This is a genomic window from Herbiconiux aconitum, assembly GCF_024979235.1.
Classification (GTDB): Bacteria; Actinomycetota; Actinomycetes; order Actinomycetales; family Microbacteriaceae; genus Herbiconiux; species Herbiconiux aconitum.
This window is the reverse complement of sequence record NZ_JANLCM010000002.1, coordinates 1,067,815-1,084,948: the sequence shown is the minus strand read 5'-3', so window position 1 is coordinate 1,084,948 and position 17,134 is coordinate 1,067,815. Positions and strand designations below refer to the sequence as shown.

The 17,134-nt window shown below is 68.7% G+C and carries 18 protein-coding genes; 6 read left to right on the top strand and 12 right to left on the bottom strand.

Annotation, left to right across the window (positions count from 1 at the left end; translation table 11 throughout):
• Nucleotides 1-4 precede the first annotated feature (4 nt).
• The 7 genes from N1027_RS16595 to N1027_RS16565 all read right to left on the bottom strand — a co-directional run bounded on the left by N1027_RS16595 (nt 5) and on the right by N1027_RS16565 (nt 8,449).
• Complete coding sequence (locus tag N1027_RS16595) at nt 5-1,402, bottom strand: pyridoxal phosphate-dependent decarboxylase family protein (RefSeq protein ID WP_259509248.1); 1,398 nt, start codon at nt 1,400-1,402, stop codon at nt 5-7.
• A gap of 55 nt (nt 1,403-1,457) precedes the next feature.
• Nucleotides 1,458-2,894 carry a rifampin monooxygenase gene (rox, locus tag N1027_RS16590; protein ID WP_259509246.1) on the bottom strand — a complete coding sequence of 479 codons (1,437 nt, stop codon included), beginning with the start codon at nt 2,892-2,894 and terminating at the stop codon, nt 1,458-1,460.
• Nucleotides 2,895-3,021: 127 nt separating this feature from the next.
• Nucleotides 3,022-3,402 (bottom strand): bleomycin resistance protein, encoded by a 381-nt coding sequence (locus N1027_RS16585; RefSeq protein ID WP_259509245.1) that lies wholly within the window; start codon nt 3,400-3,402, stop codon nt 3,022-3,024.
• Between the two features lie 68 nt (nt 3,403-3,470).
• Nucleotides 3,471-5,198: a glycoside hydrolase family 13 protein gene (locus N1027_RS16580; RefSeq protein WP_259509243.1), complete on the bottom strand. Its 1,728-nt coding sequence runs from the start codon at nt 5,196-5,198 to the stop codon at nt 3,471-3,473.
• Between the two features lie 93 nt (nt 5,199-5,291).
• Nucleotides 5,292-6,227 (bottom strand): carbohydrate ABC transporter permease, encoded by a 936-nt coding sequence (locus N1027_RS16575; protein WP_259509241.1) that lies wholly within the window; start codon nt 6,225-6,227, stop codon nt 5,292-5,294.
• The gene (locus N1027_RS16570) at nt 6,227-7,168 is read right to left on the bottom strand and encodes a carbohydrate ABC transporter permease (protein ID WP_259509239.1); all 942 of its coding nucleotides are present in this window, start codon (nt 7,166-7,168) and stop codon (nt 6,227-6,229) included. Before N1027_RS16570 ends, N1027_RS16575 begins: the two co-directional genes overlap by 1 nt.
• 15 nt (nt 7,169-7,183) lie before the next feature.
• Nucleotides 7,184-8,449, bottom strand: coding sequence for an ABC transporter substrate-binding protein (locus N1027_RS16565; protein ID WP_259509237.1), 1,266 nt, complete (start codon nt 8,447-8,449; stop codon nt 7,184-7,186).
• Nucleotides 8,450-8,532: 83 nt separating this feature from the next.
• On the opposite strand from N1027_RS16565, the gene N1027_RS16560 reads away from it, so the two are divergent.
• Complete coding sequence (locus tag N1027_RS16560) at nt 8,533-9,813, top strand: ROK family protein (RefSeq protein ID WP_259509236.1); 1,281 nt, start codon at nt 8,533-8,535, stop codon at nt 9,811-9,813.
• Between the two features lie 33 nt (nt 9,814-9,846).
• On the opposite strand, the gene N1027_RS16555 is transcribed toward N1027_RS16560, so the two are convergent.
• The 3 genes from N1027_RS16555 to N1027_RS16545 all read right to left on the bottom strand — a co-directional run bounded on the left by N1027_RS16555 (nt 9,847) and on the right by N1027_RS16545 (nt 11,711).
• Nucleotides 9,847-10,494 carry a winged helix-turn-helix transcriptional regulator gene (locus N1027_RS16555; protein WP_259509234.1) on the bottom strand — a complete coding sequence of 216 codons (648 nt, stop codon included), beginning with the start codon at nt 10,492-10,494 and terminating at the stop codon, nt 9,847-9,849.
• Between the two features lie 9 nt (nt 10,495-10,503).
• Nucleotides 10,504-10,941, bottom strand: a complete 438-nt coding sequence (locus tag N1027_RS16550; RefSeq protein ID WP_259509232.1) for a VOC family protein — start codon at nt 10,939-10,941, stop codon at nt 10,504-10,506.
• Nucleotides 10,942-11,039: 98 nt separating this feature from the next.
• Nucleotides 11,040-11,711, bottom strand: coding sequence for a response regulator transcription factor (locus N1027_RS16545; protein WP_259509231.1), 672 nt, complete (start codon nt 11,709-11,711; stop codon nt 11,040-11,042).
• 132 nt (nt 11,712-11,843) lie between these two features.
• On the opposite strand from N1027_RS16545, the gene N1027_RS16540 reads away from it, so the two are divergent.
• Genes N1027_RS16540 through N1027_RS16525 form a run of 4 tightly spaced genes read left to right on the top strand, consistent with a single transcriptional unit; the run spans nt 11,844 to nt 15,151 of the window.
• Nucleotides 11,844-12,122: a GlsB/YeaQ/YmgE family stress response membrane protein gene (locus tag N1027_RS16540; RefSeq protein WP_259509230.1), complete on the top strand. Its 279-nt coding sequence runs from the start codon at nt 11,844-11,846 to the stop codon at nt 12,120-12,122.
• A gap of 46 nt (nt 12,123-12,168) precedes the next feature.
• Nucleotides 12,169-13,422 (top strand): NAD(P)/FAD-dependent oxidoreductase, encoded by a 1,254-nt coding sequence (locus tag N1027_RS16535; protein ID WP_259509229.1) that lies wholly within the window; start codon nt 12,169-12,171, stop codon nt 13,420-13,422.
• A gap of 51 nt (nt 13,423-13,473) precedes the next feature.
• The gene (locus N1027_RS16530; protein ID WP_259509228.1) at nt 13,474-14,511 is read left to right on the top strand and encodes an LLM class flavin-dependent oxidoreductase; all 1,038 of its coding nucleotides are present in this window, start codon (nt 13,474-13,476) and stop codon (nt 14,509-14,511) included.
• 43 nt (nt 14,512-14,554) lie between these two features.
• Nucleotides 14,555-15,151, top strand: a complete 597-nt coding sequence (locus tag N1027_RS16525) for a class I SAM-dependent methyltransferase (protein WP_259509227.1) — start codon at nt 14,555-14,557, stop codon at nt 15,149-15,151.
• 8 nt (nt 15,152-15,159) lie between these two features.
• Here N1027_RS16525 and N1027_RS16520 read toward each other — a convergent pair whose 3' ends face one another.
• Together N1027_RS16520 and N1027_RS16515 are read right to left on the bottom strand one after the other, a co-directional pair.
• The gene (locus N1027_RS16520) at nt 15,160-15,489 is read right to left on the bottom strand and encodes an MmcQ/YjbR family DNA-binding protein (RefSeq protein ID WP_259509226.1); all 330 of its coding nucleotides are present in this window, start codon (nt 15,487-15,489) and stop codon (nt 15,160-15,162) included.
• A gap of 4 nt (nt 15,490-15,493) precedes the next feature.
• Entirely contained in the window at nt 15,494-15,994 is a 501-nt protein-coding gene (locus N1027_RS16515; protein ID WP_259509225.1) for a GNAT family N-acetyltransferase, read from the bottom strand.
• Between the two features lie 144 nt (nt 15,995-16,138).
• Here N1027_RS16515 and N1027_RS16510 point away from each other — a divergent pair, with 144 nt between their 5' ends.
• Nucleotides 16,139-17,122: an NAD(P)/FAD-dependent oxidoreductase gene (locus N1027_RS16510; protein WP_259509224.1), complete on the top strand. Its 984-nt coding sequence runs from the start codon at nt 16,139-16,141 to the stop codon at nt 17,120-17,122.
• The last annotated feature ends 12 nt before the right edge of the window (nt 17,123-17,134 follow it).

Here is a 17,134-nt window from a genome sequence, read left to right as displayed (position 1 = left end):
GCCCTCAGGATTCCTCGGCATCGACCGTGGCGATCGCCCTCGCGACCGCATCGATCGAGACGGCGACGTCGGTGGCATCCGTCGACCAGTTGCTGACGGAGATGCGCAGCACGTCACGACCGGCCCAGGCCGATCCCGACATCCAGACCGCACCGTCGGCGATCACGGCCCGGGTGACGGCGCGCGTGCGTTCGTCGGAGCCGAACGCGAGCGAGATCTGGGTGAAGACCACGTCGTTCAGCACCTCGACGCCGGGGAGCGACGACAGTCCTTCGGCCAGCGACCGCGCGTTGGCCGCCAGCCCTTCGACCAGCTCGACCGTGCCGCTGCGGCCGAGGGAGCGGAGCGCCGCCCACACCGGGATGCCGCGGGCGCGTCGGGAGAGCTCGGGCACTTTGTCCATCGGGTCGGCGATGCCGGCGCCGTCTCGGATGAAGTAACTCGTCTGTGCCGAGAAGGCCGACTGCGCGTCGCCCGGCTTCGCCACGATGGCGACGCCGCAGTCGTAGGGCACGTTGAGGGTCTTGTGCGCATCCGTGGCCCAGGAATCGGCGCCGCCGAGGCCGTCGAGCGCCTCGGCCCAGCGTGGACTCGCGGCCGCCCAGAGCCCGAAGGCCCCGTCGACGTGCACCCACCCGCCGTGTTCGTGGGCGAGCCGGATGCACTCGCGCATCGGATCGAACGCGCCCGAGTGCAGGTTGCCGGCTTGGAGCGCGACGATCAACGGACCCTCGACGGTCGTCAGGGCCTCCGCCAGCGCATCAGGCCGAATCCGACCCTGCTCGTCGGAGGGCACGCGGGTGGGTTCGCCGAGGCCCAGGTAGCGGAGTGCGATCTCGACCGAACTGTGCACCTCGCCGCCGACGAGCACCGTGATCCTGGGTGCGCCCGTCAGGCCGTCGCGATTGACGTTCCACCCCGCCGCCTCGAGCACCGCTCCGCGCCCGGCCGCGAGGCCGACGAAGTTCGCCATCGTGGCACCGGTGGTGAAGCCCACCGTGCTCGTCGCGGGCAGGCCGAGGAGCTCGAGCAACCAGGCTCCCGCCCGCTCTTCGATCGCTGCGGCTGCGGGGGTCGCGTAGCGCAGCCCGCCGTTCTGGTCCCAGGCGCTCACGAGCCAGTCCGACGCGAGAGCAGCCGGCAGCGTGCCGCCCATCACCCAGCCGTAGAACCGGCCCGAGCCGATCGCCATGAGTCCCGGCTCGGCCAGCCGAGCGAGTTCGTCGACGACGGCTGCCGGGTCGGACGGATGTTCGGGCAGCGACCCCGAGAACGCCGACTCGAGTTCGTCGATGCCCTCTCGCGGCTTCACGGGCCGGGTGGGAACGGAGTCCAGCCACGCCGTCGCGTGCTGCACCGCTTGCGCGAGCGGCGCTCGATATTCGTCGGCAGTGAACGGCACGCGCCCAGAGTACCGCCGGTGCGCGGCGGAGGGATAGGGTCGCCGACCGGGAAACTCAGGCGCCCTCGGCCGCCCCGAACCATCTCGGCAGATGGTCGAGGAGGTCGGCCTGGGAGCTGCCGATCCACGCGACGTGGCCGTCCGGTCGCAGCAGCACCCCCGGCGCATCGAGCTCCGGGCTGACGTCGACGACGTGGTCGACGCGACCGGTCCATCCGCTCAGGGAGAGGGCGCCGGTCGCATCGAGCAGGAGGCCGCGTCCGTCGTGCATCCGGTCGTACAGTCGCCCCTGCGACAGAGAGATGTCACGCAGTCGCCTGCCGAGCAGTTCGGGCTCGGGTCCCTCGCCGAAGTCGTAGCGGATTCCCGTGCCGCTGACCTTCTCGGCCAGGAAGCGACTCACGTCGTCGAAGCCCATCAGCTCGGTCAGCAGCCGGCGCACCGCCTGCGGTCCCGGCTCGGGGGAGAGCAGTTCGCTCTGGGCGCGGGTGATGGTGAGCACGTCTTCGGCGACCGGATGGCGCTCGGTGAAGTAGCTGTCGAGCAGGCCCTCCGGAGCCCACCCGTCGACCTCGGCGGCGAGTTTCCAGCCGAGGTTGAAGGCATCCTGGATGCCGAGGTTCAGGCCCTGGCCGCCGAGCGGCGGGTGCACGTGCGCGGCGTCGCCGGCGAGCAGAACCCGGCCCTCCCGATATCGATCGGCCAGCCTCGTCGCATCGGTGAAGCGGGTCAGTGAGCGCGGGGAGTGCACGCCGAAGTCGGTGCCTGCGTAGGCGCGCAGCTGCATCCGGAACTCCTCCAGAGTCGGTGGAACCGTGCGATCCTCGGCCACGGATGCCGCGGGCACGACGGCGCGGTAGATGCCCTCACCGGCGGGGCCGATGCCGAACCCTCGGTGGGTCTTGCGCACCTCGTCCGACGCCGCGGCCACCTCCTCCGGAGCCGCGGTCACCTCCACTTCGCCCAGGAGCCACTCGGTCGTGGCGGGTTCGCCGGGAAAGGCGATGCCGAGCAGTCCGCGCACGAGACTGCGTCCGCCGTCGCAGCCCACCAGCCAGCGCGAGCGCAGCCGGGTGCCGTCGGCGAGTTCGACGTCGACCCCGCTCGCATCCTGGTCGAGGCCCGTCACCTCGCTGCCGCGCCGGATCTGCGCGCCGAGTTCGGCGGCGCGCTCGGTCAGCAGGCGATCGGTGACCGGCTGGGGGATGCCGAGGATGTAGCCGTGGGCAGTGTCGAGGTGTGCCGCCCGCGGCTGGGCGATCCCGGCGAAGGAACCGACGCCGGGGTACTGCGTGCCCAGCGAGAGGAACCGCTCGAGCAGGCCGCGCTGGTCGAGGATCTCGATGCTGCGCGGATGCAGCCCGAGGGAGCGCACGGCCTTGCTCGGCTCCACGTCCCGCTCCAGCACGAGCACATCGACGTCGTGCAATCGCAATTCGGCGGCCAGCATCATCCCCGTCGGTCCGCCGCCGCTGATGATCACGTCGAACATGAGAACCCCGATCTCGCGGGAATCGGGCCCGCGACCAGCCATTCTGCGTGACGGAGGGGGTCTTGCCGCAAGCCCCCTGCCAGGCGATATCCTGGACATGGCAAGGAGATCGGCCGGGGCGATCGTGTCAGGCGGGCTGCTCGATCAGCGTCAGCTGGGTGCCATCGGGGTCGACGAGATATCCCGCGCGCAGCCCCCAGTCCTGCATCCGCACCGGGTGAAGACGCGGCATCCCTCTCGTGGCCTCCACGACACCCGATCGGCGGATGGCGCCGTAGAGCTCGTCGACATCGGCGACCCGCAGGCAGCACATGAAGGTGCTCGAGAGCGGATCGAGATCGGGGGCCGGGAAGAACTCCAGCTGCAGGCCGCCCCGGGCCAGGATCAGCCAGCCCTCGTCGCGGAACACCCGCTCGAAGCCGAAGGCGCCGTAGAAGCCGTCCGTTCGGTCGAGATCCCGCGACGGGAGGTTCGGCACGGCGCGGTCGGGTGGGGGAGTCGAGGCCATCCGGCCATGATGGCACCCGGCCCCCTCACCGACCTACACCTTCACCGGCTTCACCGGCTTCACCGGCTTCACCGGAGGGGGCTGCACCAGACCGTCGTGTCGGCGGGGAGGATGCCGGCCGGGAGCAGTTCCGACGCGAGGACCACACCGGCGCGGTCGAGCGGGTAGGGTTCGGCACCGAAGTTCGTCACGACCTCCCAGCCGTTGGGGCGACGGAAGTGCAGCACGTCGGCCCGCCCGGTCTCGATCCACTCGAGCCGCTCCTCGGTCTGCAACCGATGACGCAGTGCCAGGGCTCGACGATAGAGGGTGAGCGTCGACTCCGGGTCGCCGTCGAGCACCGAGACGGCATGCTCCGAGAACCACTCCGGCTGCGGCAGGTGCGAGCTGTCGGCGCCGAATCCGAACGACGACGAGCCCGTAGCGCTCATCGCCTCCCAGGGCAGCGGCACGCGGCATCCGTCGCGACCGAAGTCGTCGCCGGCGCTGCGGAAGAAGGTGGGGTCCTGCCGTTCGGCGTCGGGGATCTCCGCCACTTCGTGCAGGCCGAGCTCCTCACCCTGGTAGAGGTAGCTCGAGCCGGGCAGGGCGAGCATGAACAGGGTCGCCGCTCGGGCCCGTCGTTCCCCGGCCTCCCGGTCGAGCACGGGTGAGGCGTCGCCGGCCGGCCCGCCGCCGGATGCCACCGCGATCACCCAGTCGATGCCGTGCTTGCGCGTCGGATGCCCGGCGGCGTCGCGCGCGGGATGCGGCAGACCGTAGCGGGTGGCGTGCCGCACCACATCGTGGTTCGACAGCACCCAGGTGCTCGACGACCCCGAGGTGGCGGCCAGGTCGAGGTTGTCCTGCACCACCTCGCGAAATTGGGCCGCGTCGAAATCCGCCTCGAGCAGATCGAAGTTGAAGGCCTGCCCCAAGCTGTCCGGGCTCGAATACAGCGGAACGCGTGCGCGGTCCACCCACGCCTCGGCCACCGCCGTGCGCGGCGGGTCGTAGGAGTTGAAGACCGCACGCCACTCCGCGTACACCTCGTGCACGTCGTCGCGGTCGATCGTCGGATGCTTGCCGTCACGCGGCAGGGCATCGAGTTCGGCGCGCGAGGGCAGGGGCTCGGTGAGGTCTTTCGTGAGCATGTGCGCGACGTCGATCCGGAATCCGTCGACCCCGCGATCCGACCAGAACCGCAGCGTCGTGACGAAGTCGGCCCGCACCTCCGGATGCGCCCAGTTCAGGTCGGGCTGCTCGATCGCGAAGTTGTGCAGATACCACTGCCCGTCGGCCACCCGCTCCCAGGCCGAGCCGCCGAAGGCCGAGACCCAGTCGGTGGGCGGCTCCGCGCCATCCGCACCCGTGCCCTCACGGAAGATGTAGCGCTCCCTCGCGGCCGAACCGCGCCCGGCGGCGAGAGCCTCCTGGAACCATTCGTGCAGGTCGGAGGTGTGGTTCGGCACGATGTCGACGACCACCCGGATGCCGCGCTGGTGCAGTGCGGCGAGCATCGTGTCGAAGTCGGCCAGTGTTCCCAGCCGCGGGTCGACGTTGCGGTAGTCGGCCACGTCGTAGCCGCCGTCGGCGAGCGCCGACGGGTAGAACGGGCTCAGCCACACCGCGTCGATGCCGAGCTCGGCGAGGTAGTCGGCGCGGGAGGTGATGCCGGGGAGGTCGCCCAGTCCGTCGCCGTTCGCGTCGGCGAAGCTGCGGGGGTAGATCTGGTAGACGGCGGCCTGTCGCCACCAGGGCGCCGGCTCGCCGAGTTCATTGCGTTCGGGGGCGTTCACGACGTCGACGATGCTCACGGGTGGGGGTCTCCTTCGTTCTCAGACTGCGTTGTTCAGGGTTCGATGTTCGTTGTTCGGGCTTGTTGTCGTGCAGACGAGAGGGCAGGCGGCTCAGCCCTTCACGGCGCCCTGCGTGACACCCTCCATCACCCAGCGCTGCGTGAAGAGGTACACGATGATCGCGGGCGCCATCGCCATCAGATACGACGCGAACGACACGTTGTAGTTGTTGCTGAACTGCGTCTGGAAGATGCTCTGCACCACCGGCAGCGTCTGCAACGCCGGGTCGGAGGTGATCAGCGACGGCATCATGAAGTCGTTCCACGAGGCGAGGAAGGCGAAGATGCCCACCGTCGCGCTCATCGGCGCGAGCAACGGGAAGATCAGCCGCCAGAACGTCTGCCAGGTCGACGCGCCATCCAATCGCGCGCTCTCTTCGAGTTCGGAGGGGATGGAGCGCAGGAACGCCGTGAAGAGCAGGATGCTGAAGCTCAGCTGGAACATGATGTGCAGCAGCGTCACCCCCACCGGGTTGTCGAGCCCCGCGAGCCCGGTCAGCTGGATCTGTGGCAACGCCACGACGGGGAACGGGATGAACATGGCCGCCAGCAGGTAGAAGAACGACCAGCGGAACAGCCGCTTGTTCCAGTTGCGCGAGATCGCATAGGAGGCGAGGGCACCCAGGATGACGGTGCCCGCCACGGTGCCGGCCGTCACGAGCACCGACACCACGAACGCGGCGGGGAAGTTCGTGAGGTTCCAGGCGGTGACGAATCCGTCGAAGCTGAAGGGTGCGGGCAGCGAGAACGCGTTGCCGTCAACAGCCTGGCTCTGGGTCTTGAATGCCATCGAGATCGTCACGTAGAGCGGCACGATCACGGTCACGGCGGCGAGCAGGAGCACGACGGTGAGCGGCCACCCTGCTCGGCCCGGCCGGCCGGAGCCGCCACTGCGGCGGTCGGGTGATGGGGTGCGGCGGGCGGGCTGCCCTTCGAGGGTGGCGGTGGCGTCGATGTTCTCGACGGCGAGGGCGGGCTGAACCGACATCAGATCGCGTTCCTTCCACGAGTGATCCGGAGTTGCAGGAGGGAGATCACCACGACGATCACGAAGAACATGGTCGCGTTGGCCATCTGGTAGGCGTAATCGCCGCCGGTGAAGCCCGTGACGATCGTCATCGGGATGCTCCGGGTGGCTGTTCCTGGCCCGCCGTTGGTGAGGCCCACGATGATGTCGTAGGCGTTCAGGAAGTTCTTGAAGCCGAGCAGCACGTTGATCACCACGTAGCCGAGAACGAGCGGCAGGGTGATGCGGAACAGTTGCTGCCGCTTGCCTGCCCCGTCGATGTCGGCGGCCTCGTAGACCTCGCCCGGAATGGCCAGGAGTCCGGCGATGTAGATCAGCAGGGTGCCGGGGATGGCCTGCCACGCCGTCACGATCACGATCGCGACCCACGCTAGGTCGGGGTTGGCCAGGATGCTCTCACTCAGCCAGCCGACGCCCGTCGCTGCCCCGAAGGCGGGCAGCGAGTTCGAGAAGAGGAAGTTGAAGACGTAGGCGATGATGATGCCCGACACCACCATCGGGATCACGAACACCGCCCGCAGACCCATCTTCAGCTTGATCCTCGAGGTGAGCCCCACCGCCAGGAGGAACGCGAGCGCGTTCACCAGCACGACGGTGACGGCGGCGAAGCCGAACGTGAACAGGTAGCTGGACAGGATGGCGGGGTCGGAGAACATCGCCACGTAGTTGATCAACCCGATGAACTCCCAGTCACCGAACCCGATCGAGTTCGTGAAGCTGAAGAAGATGCCGATGACGGCGGGCACCGTGATGGCGAGGGTGAACAGGATGAGGCTCGGCAGGAGGAAGGCGTAGTAGATGCCCTCCACCTTGCGTTTGGGTCGCTTGGTCGGGGCGCTCGCCGGAGCGGGGGAATCCGCTCGGGTCGGCGTGTCCGCCGGGGGCGCTGTGGTGGTCGACATGGTCAGCTCCTTTGCTTACTGTCGGAGCGCGAGTCGCGCCCAGTCCGCGTCGAGGGTTCCGAGGGTGCTCTGCACATCGCCGCCCAGGGCGATTCCCTGCATGTAGTTCTCGGTGGGGATGGTGAGGGGGATCGCCTTCGACGCTCCCTGGTAGAACGCGGCGGTGTCGTAGTAGTCCTTCATGCCGAGGATGCGCGGGTCGGTCACCGGCGCGGCATCCGTGGTGGTGCCGTAGCCCAGCTGGGCCGCGTTGTAGGCATCCATCACGTCTTTCTGAAAGAGGTAGCTCAAGAACTCGCGCGCTGCCTCTTTGTGCTTCGACGCTTCGGGAATCCAGGCTGCGAGGTCGATGTTCACGCGCACCTGGAGGTCGTCGGGGTCATCGGTCATCGGCAGCGGGAAGGTTCCGAGTTCGAGCTCGGGATTCGTCTTGGCGATCTCGCCGAAGGCCCACGGGCCTTGCAGATACATCGCCGCTTCTCCGTTGGCGAACGCGAGGTTGCCGTCGCCGTAGCCCTTGCTCGCGGCATCCGGATTCGCGTACTCGTCGATCAGCAGCTGCATGCGCTCGACCGGATCGGCGAAAGTCTTCTCGAACGACACGGGGGAGTCGGGGCCGACCTCGGTGCCGAGGTCGCCGAGCTCGTCGTAGAAGTCGGCCACGTCGACCTCACCACCGACGGTGTAGTCGAACCAACCCTGCGCCACCGTCCACGGGTCTTTGAAAGTGCCGTAGAACGGGGTGATGCCGGCGGCTTTCAGGGTGTCGCACGCGGCGATGAGCTCCTCGTAGGTCTGCGGCACCTCGATGCCCTGCTCCTCGAAGATCTTCGTGTTGTAGATGACGGATGCCGCCATCACCGAATACGGCAGCACGCTCGTTCGCCCGGGGTAGGTGGCGTACTGGTCGACGAGCTCTTGCACCTCGGGGAGGACTCGCTCGGCCTCCGGCATGTCGGAGAGGTCGCTCAGCGCGCCGCGCTCCATGAAGCGGGCCATCTCCATGTTGTAGTTGAGCAGCCCCAGGTCGGGCGGATTGGCGCGGAGGAATCCGGCCTGCAGGTTCGATGACGCGTCGAAGACCACGTTCACGTCGTCGTGCTCGGCGTTGTACTGCTTGATGAGATCGCGGAAGTACGGGATGGCCTCGGGCTTGCTGAGGTGGAAGCGCACCGTCTCGGGGCCTCCACCTCCTGCGCAGCCCGCGAGCGCTGAGGCGGTGAGCGCGAGGCCCAGGGTGGCTGCCAGCACGCGGGAGGTGCGGCGCAGAGGTCGAGGCACGTCATCGTCCTTTCGGGAACCGTCATTGGTCCACTCTTTATTCGCGGAGTAGATTTAGCTATCAAATCAAATCTGCTGCAACAATGATGCATCAGGACCACGAAGGGGTCAAGCCCGTGCCGACACCACCACGCGACTCGTCCGCCCCGAGGGCGAGCCTCGACGCGCTGCTCGCGTTCGCGTGGAACGCCGGTGTCTTCGTGAGTGCCGACGCCATGGCGGTCACCGGTCTCACCCGCTCGACGGCGATCGACGCGCTCGATGAGCTGATCGATCTCGGACTGCTGCACGAGCTGCCGAATGCCCGCGCCGTGGGCGAGTACAGCAAGGGCCGGCCGGCCCGGCGCTTCGAACTCCGCGCCGAGGCCGCCGTGGTGATCGGCGTCGACGCCGGTCGTTCGCACGTCACCGTCACCGTGGCCGATCTGCGGGGCACCGCGCTCGGGCGGCTCTCGGTCGAGCTCGACACCGACCACGACGATCCCGAGGCGCGGCGCTCGGCGGTGCTCGACGCGATCGATCGCGGTCTGCGTGAGGCCGGCCGCGACCGGTCGAGCGTGGTCGCGGTGTGCGTGGGGGTGCCGGCGCCGGTCGATTCCCGCGGTCACTCGCCGCGGCACCGCGACGGCTTCTGGGAGCGCATGAACCCCGGCCTGAAAGAGATCTTGGAGGAGTGGGTTCCGATCGTGCGCATCGAGAACGACGCCGCTCTGGCGGCCGTGGCCGAGGGGTCGACGGGGGCGGCGATCGGATGCCGCGACTACGTGGTGCTCCTCGCCGGCGACCGTTTCGGTGCGGGTGTCGTGATCGACGGAGCGCTGCTCCGGGGTGCTCATGGCGGGGTGGGCGAATTGGTCGCGCTCGACTTCGTGGCGGGAGTGGAGTCGGCCACGGGCGTCGGGTCACGTCTCACGGAGTGGGTGCGGGAGGCGGCCGCCGCGGGGGAGGTGCCGCCGCGGCATCCGCTCGCCGACGTGCCGATCGAACGACTCACCGGTCAAGCCGTTCTGGAGCTCGCGCGCGAAGGCGATGCCTGGTCGCGCACCTTCGTGGAGCGGGCCGGCGGAATGCTCGCCCGCATAGCCGCTCTGTTCGGCAGCCTCTACGACCCGGCGCGGGTCATCGTGTCGGGTGCCGTGGCCGACGGTCTCGACGATGTGGTCGACGTGGCGCGCACACGGCTTCCGGCGGAGGTCGATCTGCCCGCTCCGGAGCTCGTTCTCTCGGCTCTCGGAGCGAACTCGGTCGCCACCGGAGCCGTCGCGGCGGCGCTGGAGTCGGCTCGCGACCGGCTCCTGCGCCTCGAGCCGGGCGCTTTGCCGCTCATTCGCCCGAGCGCACCGGCGGGCCCGAACGCGACCTGATCGCCGCGGGCGCCGCGGTCGCCGCGGCGCGATTCACGCGGCCAGATGGAACGTGTTCGCGAAGCGGCTGAGGAGATCGCTCGGCCCGCGCAGCACCTCGACGGCTCCCGTGGCGATCGCGTGCTCCGGGGCGAGTTCGCCTGAGATCAGCCTGCGGATGCCCGCGCCGGCCGTCATGGAGAACGCGAAGTCGACCGGCCCGTCTCCCCGCCTCACGTCGAGAGCCGAGCCGTCGACCCGCACGAGCAGCTCCGCACCCTGGAAGCGCGCCGCATAGGCGGTCGCCGGAAGCGACAGCGCCACCTGCGGCTGGAAGGCCGTGCGGAGATCCATCGTCATCGAGTCGGGCGTGATGATCTGCTCGTCGCGCGGATCGTCGAGAGCCTTGAAACCCCACGCCCCGAGCGCGAGCACGACCGGCTCGAGCTCCCGCCCGTAGGCGGTCAACTCGTAGACGATGACCCGCGAGCGCGGCGCCCGGCGGATGACGCCGGCCGCCTGCAGCTCCTTGAGCCGCGCCGCGAGGATGTTGCTCGGGATGCGGGGGAGTCCTGCGGCGAGTTCTCCGTATCGGCGCGGCCCGACGAGCAGGTCGCGGATGATGAGCAGCGCCCAGCGTTCACCCACCAACTCCATGGCTCGGGTGATGCCGGAGTACTGCCCGTAATCGCGGGCGGCCACAGGCCGGCCTCAGGCTTGCTGGTTCGCGAAGGCCTCGGGGCCCTGCTCGGCTGCGACCGGGTCCATCCAGCCGAACTCGAGGATGTTGCCGTCGGGGTCGGTGAGCTGACGCTGATACATGAAGCCGTAGTCGGATGCGGCCTGCGCCTCGGTGCCGCCCGCAGCCAGGCCACCGGCCACGGCGGTGTCGACGTCGTCGCGGCTGTCGAGGAAGATCGCGGTCGCCACCGAGATGTCTTTCGACGGGTCGCCGATCGGGCGTTCGCTGAAGGTCTGGAAGAACTCGCGCGTGAGCAACATGAACGCGCTGTGGTCGGGCTCCACCACGACGCAGGCTGCGTTGTGGTCGGTGAACTTCGGGTTGACGCTGAATCCGAGGGCCGTGTAGAACGCCTTCGCGCGCTCCAGGTCGGTCACCGGCAGGTTGACGAACATCATGGTGGGCATCGTGGTCCTCTTCTCGTGGTTCGACTGTGAACACGGTCAACACTTGCAAAAAACAAGTGGCACGTCAAGGCCTCGATACAGGTGATTCTCGGCGTCGGTCAGGGGCCGCCGAGCCAGTGGTCGATGCGGTGGTGGTCGGGGGTGAAACCGTGGGCGACGCCCCAGAGCACGGCCTGCGTTCGACTGGTCACGTCGATCTTGCGGTAGGTGCTGCGGATGTAGGTCTTCACCGTGTTCGGGCTGAGATAGGTGAGCGTGGCGACCTCGGCGTTGCTCTTGCCCTGCGTGATGAGAGCGAGGATCTCCGCCTCCCGGTCGGTGAGGCCCTCGTGTCGCCCGGGCCAGTCGAGCCCCAGGGCGCTGCCTGCACGCCGCGGCGGCGAGCTGATGATCGTCTCGCCCGCGTGCACCGACTCGAGGGCTGCGACGAGGTCTCGCGCCGGGAGGGTCTTCGAGAGGTAGCCGTGGACACCCTTTTCCTGGGCGCTCTCGACGAGTTCGGGATGGAAGTTCCAGGTGTAGACCACGACCCGGCTCGCCCGCGGGTTGCGCACGAGCTCGCTGAGTTCGTGATGGTCGGACTCCGGTTGGGCGAACGAGTCGTACAAGACGATGTCGACCTCGTCGTCGAGGTTCGCGTTCGCATCGATCTCGCACACCACGACCCGGTCGCGATAGCGATCGAACATGTGCGCGAGGCCGGCCAGCACCACGTCGTAGTCGTCGACGAGCGCCACCCGGATGGGGCCACCGCGTGCCGTTCCACTCATCCTCCGACGGTACACCGAGAGGGGGTTCCAAAGACCACCCCTCGGGGTGGTCCGATCCACCTCCCATCATGGTTCGCTGAATGCTGTCAACCCGACACCAGTCACCCGGCTACGAATCAAAGGACGCACATCATGCTCGGTCTCATCATCAGCCTCATCGTCATCGGCATCATCGCTGGAGCCCTCGCCCGCCTCATCGTTCCCGGCCGACAGAACCTCTCCATCCTGATGACCATCCTGCTGGGCATCGTCGGCTCGTTCGTCGGCGGATTCCTCGGGTTCCTCATCTTCCAGCGCGACCCGATGGACGGCTTCTTCCAGCCCGCCGGCATCATCGGCTCCGTCATCGGCGCCATCATCGTGCTGCTCATCTGGACCCGTTTCGCCGGACGCCGCGCCGTCAACCGCTAGTCGGGCTAGGTTCACACCAAGGGGACACCTCGAGAGCGGACAGCGCATGACCGGCACCAGCACCGACATCCATCACGCCGTGGTCATCATCGGCGGCGGCAACGCCGGACTGTCGGTGGCCGGTCGGCTGCGCCGCGAAGGGGTCCAGGATGTCGCCGTCATCGAACCCCGCGAGCACCACCTCTACCAGCCCATGTTCTCGCACGTCGCGGGCGGCACCGCGCCCGCGGGCATCGCCACCCAGCCCCAAGGCGCGGTGATGCCGAAGGGCGTGACCTGGCTCCGGGCGCGCGTGCAATCCATCGATCCCGAAGCGAAGACGGTCTCGCTCAGCACGGGCGAGACCGTCGGCTACGGCCAGCTCGTGGTGTGCCCGGGAATCCAGAAGAACTGGAACGCCGTACCGGGCCTGCCGGAGGCCATGGATTCGCCCGTCGGCATCTCGAACTACGAATTCGAGTACGCCCACAAGGCGTCGAAGGTGTTGCGCGAGGTGCGCTCGGGAACCGTGGTCTTCACCCAGCCGTCCGGCCCGGCCACCTGCGCGGGCGCCGCGCAGAAACCGATGTACCTGGCCTGCGACTACTGGCGCGCGACGGGCGTGCTGCGCGACATCCGCGTGGTGCTGGTGGTGCCGACCCCGACGTTGTTCGGCATGCCGTCGGTCGATGCCGAACTCTCGCGCAAGGTCACGGAATACGGCATCGAGGTGCACTACGACCGTGAACTGGTCGAGGTGGATGCGGAGAACCGGTCGGTGGCGATCGCCGAGGCCCCGCGCCAAGGCGGTCCCGACCGCGGGCAGCTCGGCGAAGCCTCGGCGCCGGTGGAGCGCCTCTCCTACGACGTGCTCCACGCCGTGCCGCCGCAGTCCGCACCGGACTGGCTGGCGGAAGGTGCTCTGGCCGACCCCGGCAATCCCGGAGGCTTCGTCGAGGTCGACTCGCTGACTTTGCGCCATCCCCGATATCCGGATGTCTGGGCGCTCGGTGACGCCGCGGCCACGACGAGCTCGAAATCGGGTGGTGCTCTCCGGCAGCAGACCCTGGTGGTGGCCAAGAACCTGGTCGCTGCGGTGGCGGGAAAGCCGCTGCCCCAGGTGTACAACGGCTACTCGGTCTGCCCGTTCACGGTGTCGCGGTCGACGGTGGTGTTCGCCGAGTTCGACGATCGCTACCGTCCGAAGCCGACGATCCCGTTCTGGAAAGGGCTCGTGAAGGAGCGGCGTCTCACCTTCGTCGCCGACCGGTACGTGCTGCCCTGGGTCTACTGGAACCTGATCCTCAAAGGCCGGGCGTGATCCGGGTGGTCGGATCGGAATGCGCATCCACGAGTCGACGTTGCCTTCTCTGTGAGTGCAACGAATCGTAAGAACATCGGCTTCCTGTCCTTCGGGCATTGGACGCCGTCGCCGCAGTCCAAGACGCGTACCGCGTCCGACACCCTCCTGCAGTCGATCGACCTCGCCGTCGCCGCGGAGGAGCTGGGTGCCGACGGCGCATACTTCCGCGTGCATCACTTCGCCCGGCAGCTCGGCTCGCCGTTCCCGCTGCTGGCCGCGGTCGGCGCCCGCACCTCGACGATCGAGATCGGCACGGGCGTCATCGACATGCGCTACGAGAACCCGTTCTACATGGCGGAGGATGCGGGATCGGCCGATCTGATCTCCGGCGGCAGGCTGCAGCTCGGCATCAGCCGGGGGTCACCGGAGCAGGTGATCGAGGGCTGGCGCTACTTCGGCTACCAGCCGGGCGAGGGCCAGGACGACGCGGATCTGGCCCGTGAGCACACCCGTGTTTTTCTGGAGGTGCTGAAAGGCGAGGGTTTCGCGCAGCCGAACCCGCGACCGATGTTCCCGAACCCGCCGGGGCTCTTGCGCATCGAGCCGCACTCGGAGGGTCTCCGGGAGCGCATCTGGTGGGGCGCCGCGTCGAACGCGACCGCTCGTTGGGCCGCGGAGCTGGGCATGAACCTGCAGTCGTCCACCCTGAAGGTCGATGAGACGGGGGAGCCGTTCCATGTGCAGCAGGCGAAGCAGATCCGCGAGTTCCGGGATGCGTGGGCGTCGGCCGGGCATTCGTTCGAGCCCCGCGTGTCGGTGAGTCGCAGCATCTTCGCGATCACCAACGACCAAGATCGCGCCTACTTCGGCGGTGGTGACGACAGCGAAGACCAGATCGGCAACATCGACGCGAGCATGCGCGCCATCTTCGGTCGCAGCTATGCTGCCGAACCGTCTCGCCTCGTCGAGCAGCTCGCCGAAGACGAGGCGATCGCCGAGGCCGACACCCTTCTGCTCACCGTGCCCAACCAGCTCGGCGTCGAGTACAACGCGCACGTCATCGAGTCCATCCTCACGGAGGTCGCGCCGGCGCTCGGTTGGAGGTAGCGCAGGCCACCGAAGAGGCCCGGATGTCGATACTCTCGACGTGATGGATGACGTGACCGACGCCTACTCCTGGCGCGCGGCCGAGTACACCGACCTACTCGGGTCGATGGACGCCGTGCATCCCTCCGATCGACAGCTCATCGACAGCTGGCTGGACACCCTGGTCGGGCCCGTTCTGGATGCGGGTTGCGGGCCCGGACACTGGACGAACCACATCGCCGCCCGCGGGTTCGACGTGCGCGGCATCGATCTGGTTCCCGCTTTCCTCGATCACGCGCGAGCCACCTACCCCGGCGTGTCATTCGAGCGCGGCAGCATCGACGAGATCGACCTGCCCGACGGTTCCCTGGGTGGTGTGCTGTCGTGGTACTCGACCATCCATCATCACCCGACCCGCGTCTCCGAGCCGATTGCGGAGTTCGCCCGGGTTCTCAGGCCGGGCGGTGGTCTGGTGCTCGGCTTCTTCCATGGCGAGACCGTCGAACAGTTCGACCACGCGGTGACGCCGGCGTTCCGATGGCCGGCACCCGAACTAGGGGATCTCCTGGAGGCGAACGGCTTCGAGGTGATCGAAACCCACACGCGCACCGGCATCGGCCACCGCCCGCTCGGAGCGATCGTGGGCCGGCGGGTTGGCTGAGGCCGCGTTCACCGCCCCGTGATCCGCTTCGGCGCCCGGCACTCCCAGGCCTCCCGCAGGAGTTCGCCCAGTCGCTCGGGCGGCACCCGGTCGAGCCGCACCAGCACGCTCGGATGGCCGTCGTAGTGGGGGGTCGTGAAGAATGCCGACGGATCGCTCTGCAGCAGTGCCTCCCGCTCTCCGAGATCGGCACGCCAGCACACCAGAACCCCGGGCTGGTCATGCAACCGGGCGAACATCTTCTTGCCGACGTAGAACGCCGGGGTTCCGTAAGCCGTGCGCTCCTCGGTCGAGGGAAGTGCCAAGGCGAGGCGGCGCACGTCGTCTTCGTCGCTCATGCCTTCACCCTCCCACGCTCCGCTGCCAGACGGTCAGCTCGCCGTCGTCAGGATCGGCCCGCCGGCCGGTCGCGGTGAAACCCGACGCGCGCAGAACGCCGGGAGAGCGCACATCCGTCGCCAGCGTGTGGGCGAGCATCCGGTCGACCTCGCCGGAGGAGATCGCGCGATCAATCAGCGCGAGCACGGCCGCCGTCGCATATCCTTGCCGCCGGTGCTCGGGCGCGATCTCGTACCCGATCTCGACCTGGCCGTCGACGGGCGGCCCGGCGAATCCTCCGGAGCCGACCAGCACGCCGCTCTCCGCGTCGAGAAAGAAGTGCATCCACCAGCCGGCTTCTTCGGGTCGACTCTCCAGCACCGCGAGCGTGTGGGGGATCGCCTCGGGGAATTCCGGCCAGCCGACCGGGATGGCGCACCCGAGCTGCGTCGACAGTTCGTGCGGATCCCGCAGGAACGCCGCGAGGTGAAGTGTCGTTGCGGGGACGAGTCGCACGCGGGCCATGGTTCGATCCTTCGTCTCGAGGTCTCCGCGCCTCTGCGGTGAACGGTCGAGGAGCGCAGTCGAAATCACCGCCGACGCTAGCAGAGCCGCCCGGCGCGGGGGAGACTCCATGCCACCCGGGCTCACCTGGGCCAGTCTGAAGTCGTGACCTCTTCGATCGCTCATTCCGCGGCTCCGACGGGAGTGCTCGTGGTGGGCGCCGGTATCTCGGGAATCGCCTGCGCCCGAGCGCTGCGCGACGCCGGCGTGACAGTGCGGGTCGTCGACCGCGCACGGCGGCCGGGTGGGCGGATGTCGGGGCGCACACTGCAAGGCCGGGTGGTCGACCTCGGTGCCTCGTACTTCACCGTTCCGGCCGGCTCGGGGTTTTCCGGCGTGGTGGAGCGCTGGGTGGAGAAGGGCCTGGCGCGGCCGTGGACAGACACCTTCGCCGTCATCGGCACGGGACCCGATGCGCGCACGACGAAGGGTCCGATGAGGTACTCGGCCGCACACGGACTCCGGTCCCTGGTCGTCGACCTCGCCGACGGCCTCGACGTCGGCCTCGAGTGCGACGTCGCCCAGGTCGCCGACGACGGCACGGTCGATGGAGTGCAGTACGACACCGTCGTGCTCGCCATGCCCGAACCGCAGGCCGCCCGGATGCTCGCGCCCGCGTCGCCTCTCATCGCTCGTCTCGACACCGCTGCCTGGGAACCGACGATCGCCGTGGCACTCGGTTTCGCCGAGCGCGCCTGGCCGGCCGAGCTGCACGGCGCGTTCGTCGAGGGCTCCTCGGTGCTGACGTTCGTCGCCGACGACGGCGACCGTCGCGGAGACCGCGCACCGGTGATCGTCGCGCACAGCACCGCGGCCTTCGCTCGCGAGCACCTCGACGCTCCGGAGGGCGCGGTCAGCGCGGTGCCCGGTGAACTGCGCGCCCTGCTCGGTCTCGAGCCGAGCATCCAGCCCGCCTGGAACCACGCCCACCGGTGGACGTTCGCGCGAGCCGCGTCGACGCATCCGGAGCCCTTCGCCCTGCACGAACGGATCGGGGTGTGCGGCGACGCCTGGGGCGGCCGCTCCTCGGTCGCGACCGCGTGGGCCTCGGGTGACGCACTCGGGCGGGCGATCGCGGGTCGCCGCTGAAACGCAGCGCCG

Bases quoted from the DNA above. Each gene is read 5' to 3' on its own strand.
- rox (WP_259509246.1), bottom strand. From the start codon at position 2,894: ATGTTCGACGTGATCATCAGCGGCGGCGGACCGACGGGGATGATGCTG.
- N1027_RS16585 (WP_259509245.1), bottom strand. From the start codon at position 3,402: ATGGCCTCGACTCCCCCACCCGACCGCGCCGTGCCGAACCTCCCGTCG.
- N1027_RS16575 (WP_259509241.1), bottom strand. From the start codon at position 6,227: ATGTCGGTTCAGCCCGCCCTCGCCGTCGAGAACATCGACGCCACCGCC.
- N1027_RS16570 (WP_259509239.1), bottom strand. From the start codon at position 7,168: ATGTCGACCACCACAGCGCCCCCGGCGGACACGCCGACCCGAGCGGAT.
- N1027_RS16560 (WP_259509236.1), top strand. From the start codon at position 8,533: ATGATGCATCAGGACCACGAAGGGGTCAAGCCCGTGCCGACACCACCA.
- N1027_RS16550 (WP_259509232.1), bottom strand. From the start codon at position 10,941: ATGCCCACCATGATGTTCGTCAACCTGCCGGTGACCGACCTGGAGCGC.
- N1027_RS16545 (WP_259509231.1), bottom strand. From the start codon at position 11,711: ATGAGTGGAACGGCACGCGGTGGCCCCATCCGGGTGGCGCTCGTCGAC.
- N1027_RS16540 (WP_259509230.1), top strand. From the start codon at position 11,844: ATGCTCGGTCTCATCATCAGCCTCATCGTCATCGGCATCATCGCTGGA.
- N1027_RS16535 (WP_259509229.1), top strand. From the start codon at position 12,169: ATGACCGGCACCAGCACCGACATCCATCACGCCGTGGTCATCATCGGC.
- N1027_RS16525 (WP_259509227.1), top strand. From the start codon at position 14,555: ATGGATGACGTGACCGACGCCTACTCCTGGCGCGCGGCCGAGTACACC.
- N1027_RS16520 (WP_259509226.1), bottom strand. From the start codon at position 15,489: ATGAGCGACGAAGACGACGTGCGCCGCCTCGCCTTGGCACTTCCCTCG.
- N1027_RS16515 (WP_259509225.1), bottom strand. From the start codon at position 15,994: ATGGCCCGCGTGCGACTCGTCCCCGCAACGACACTTCACCTCGCGGCG.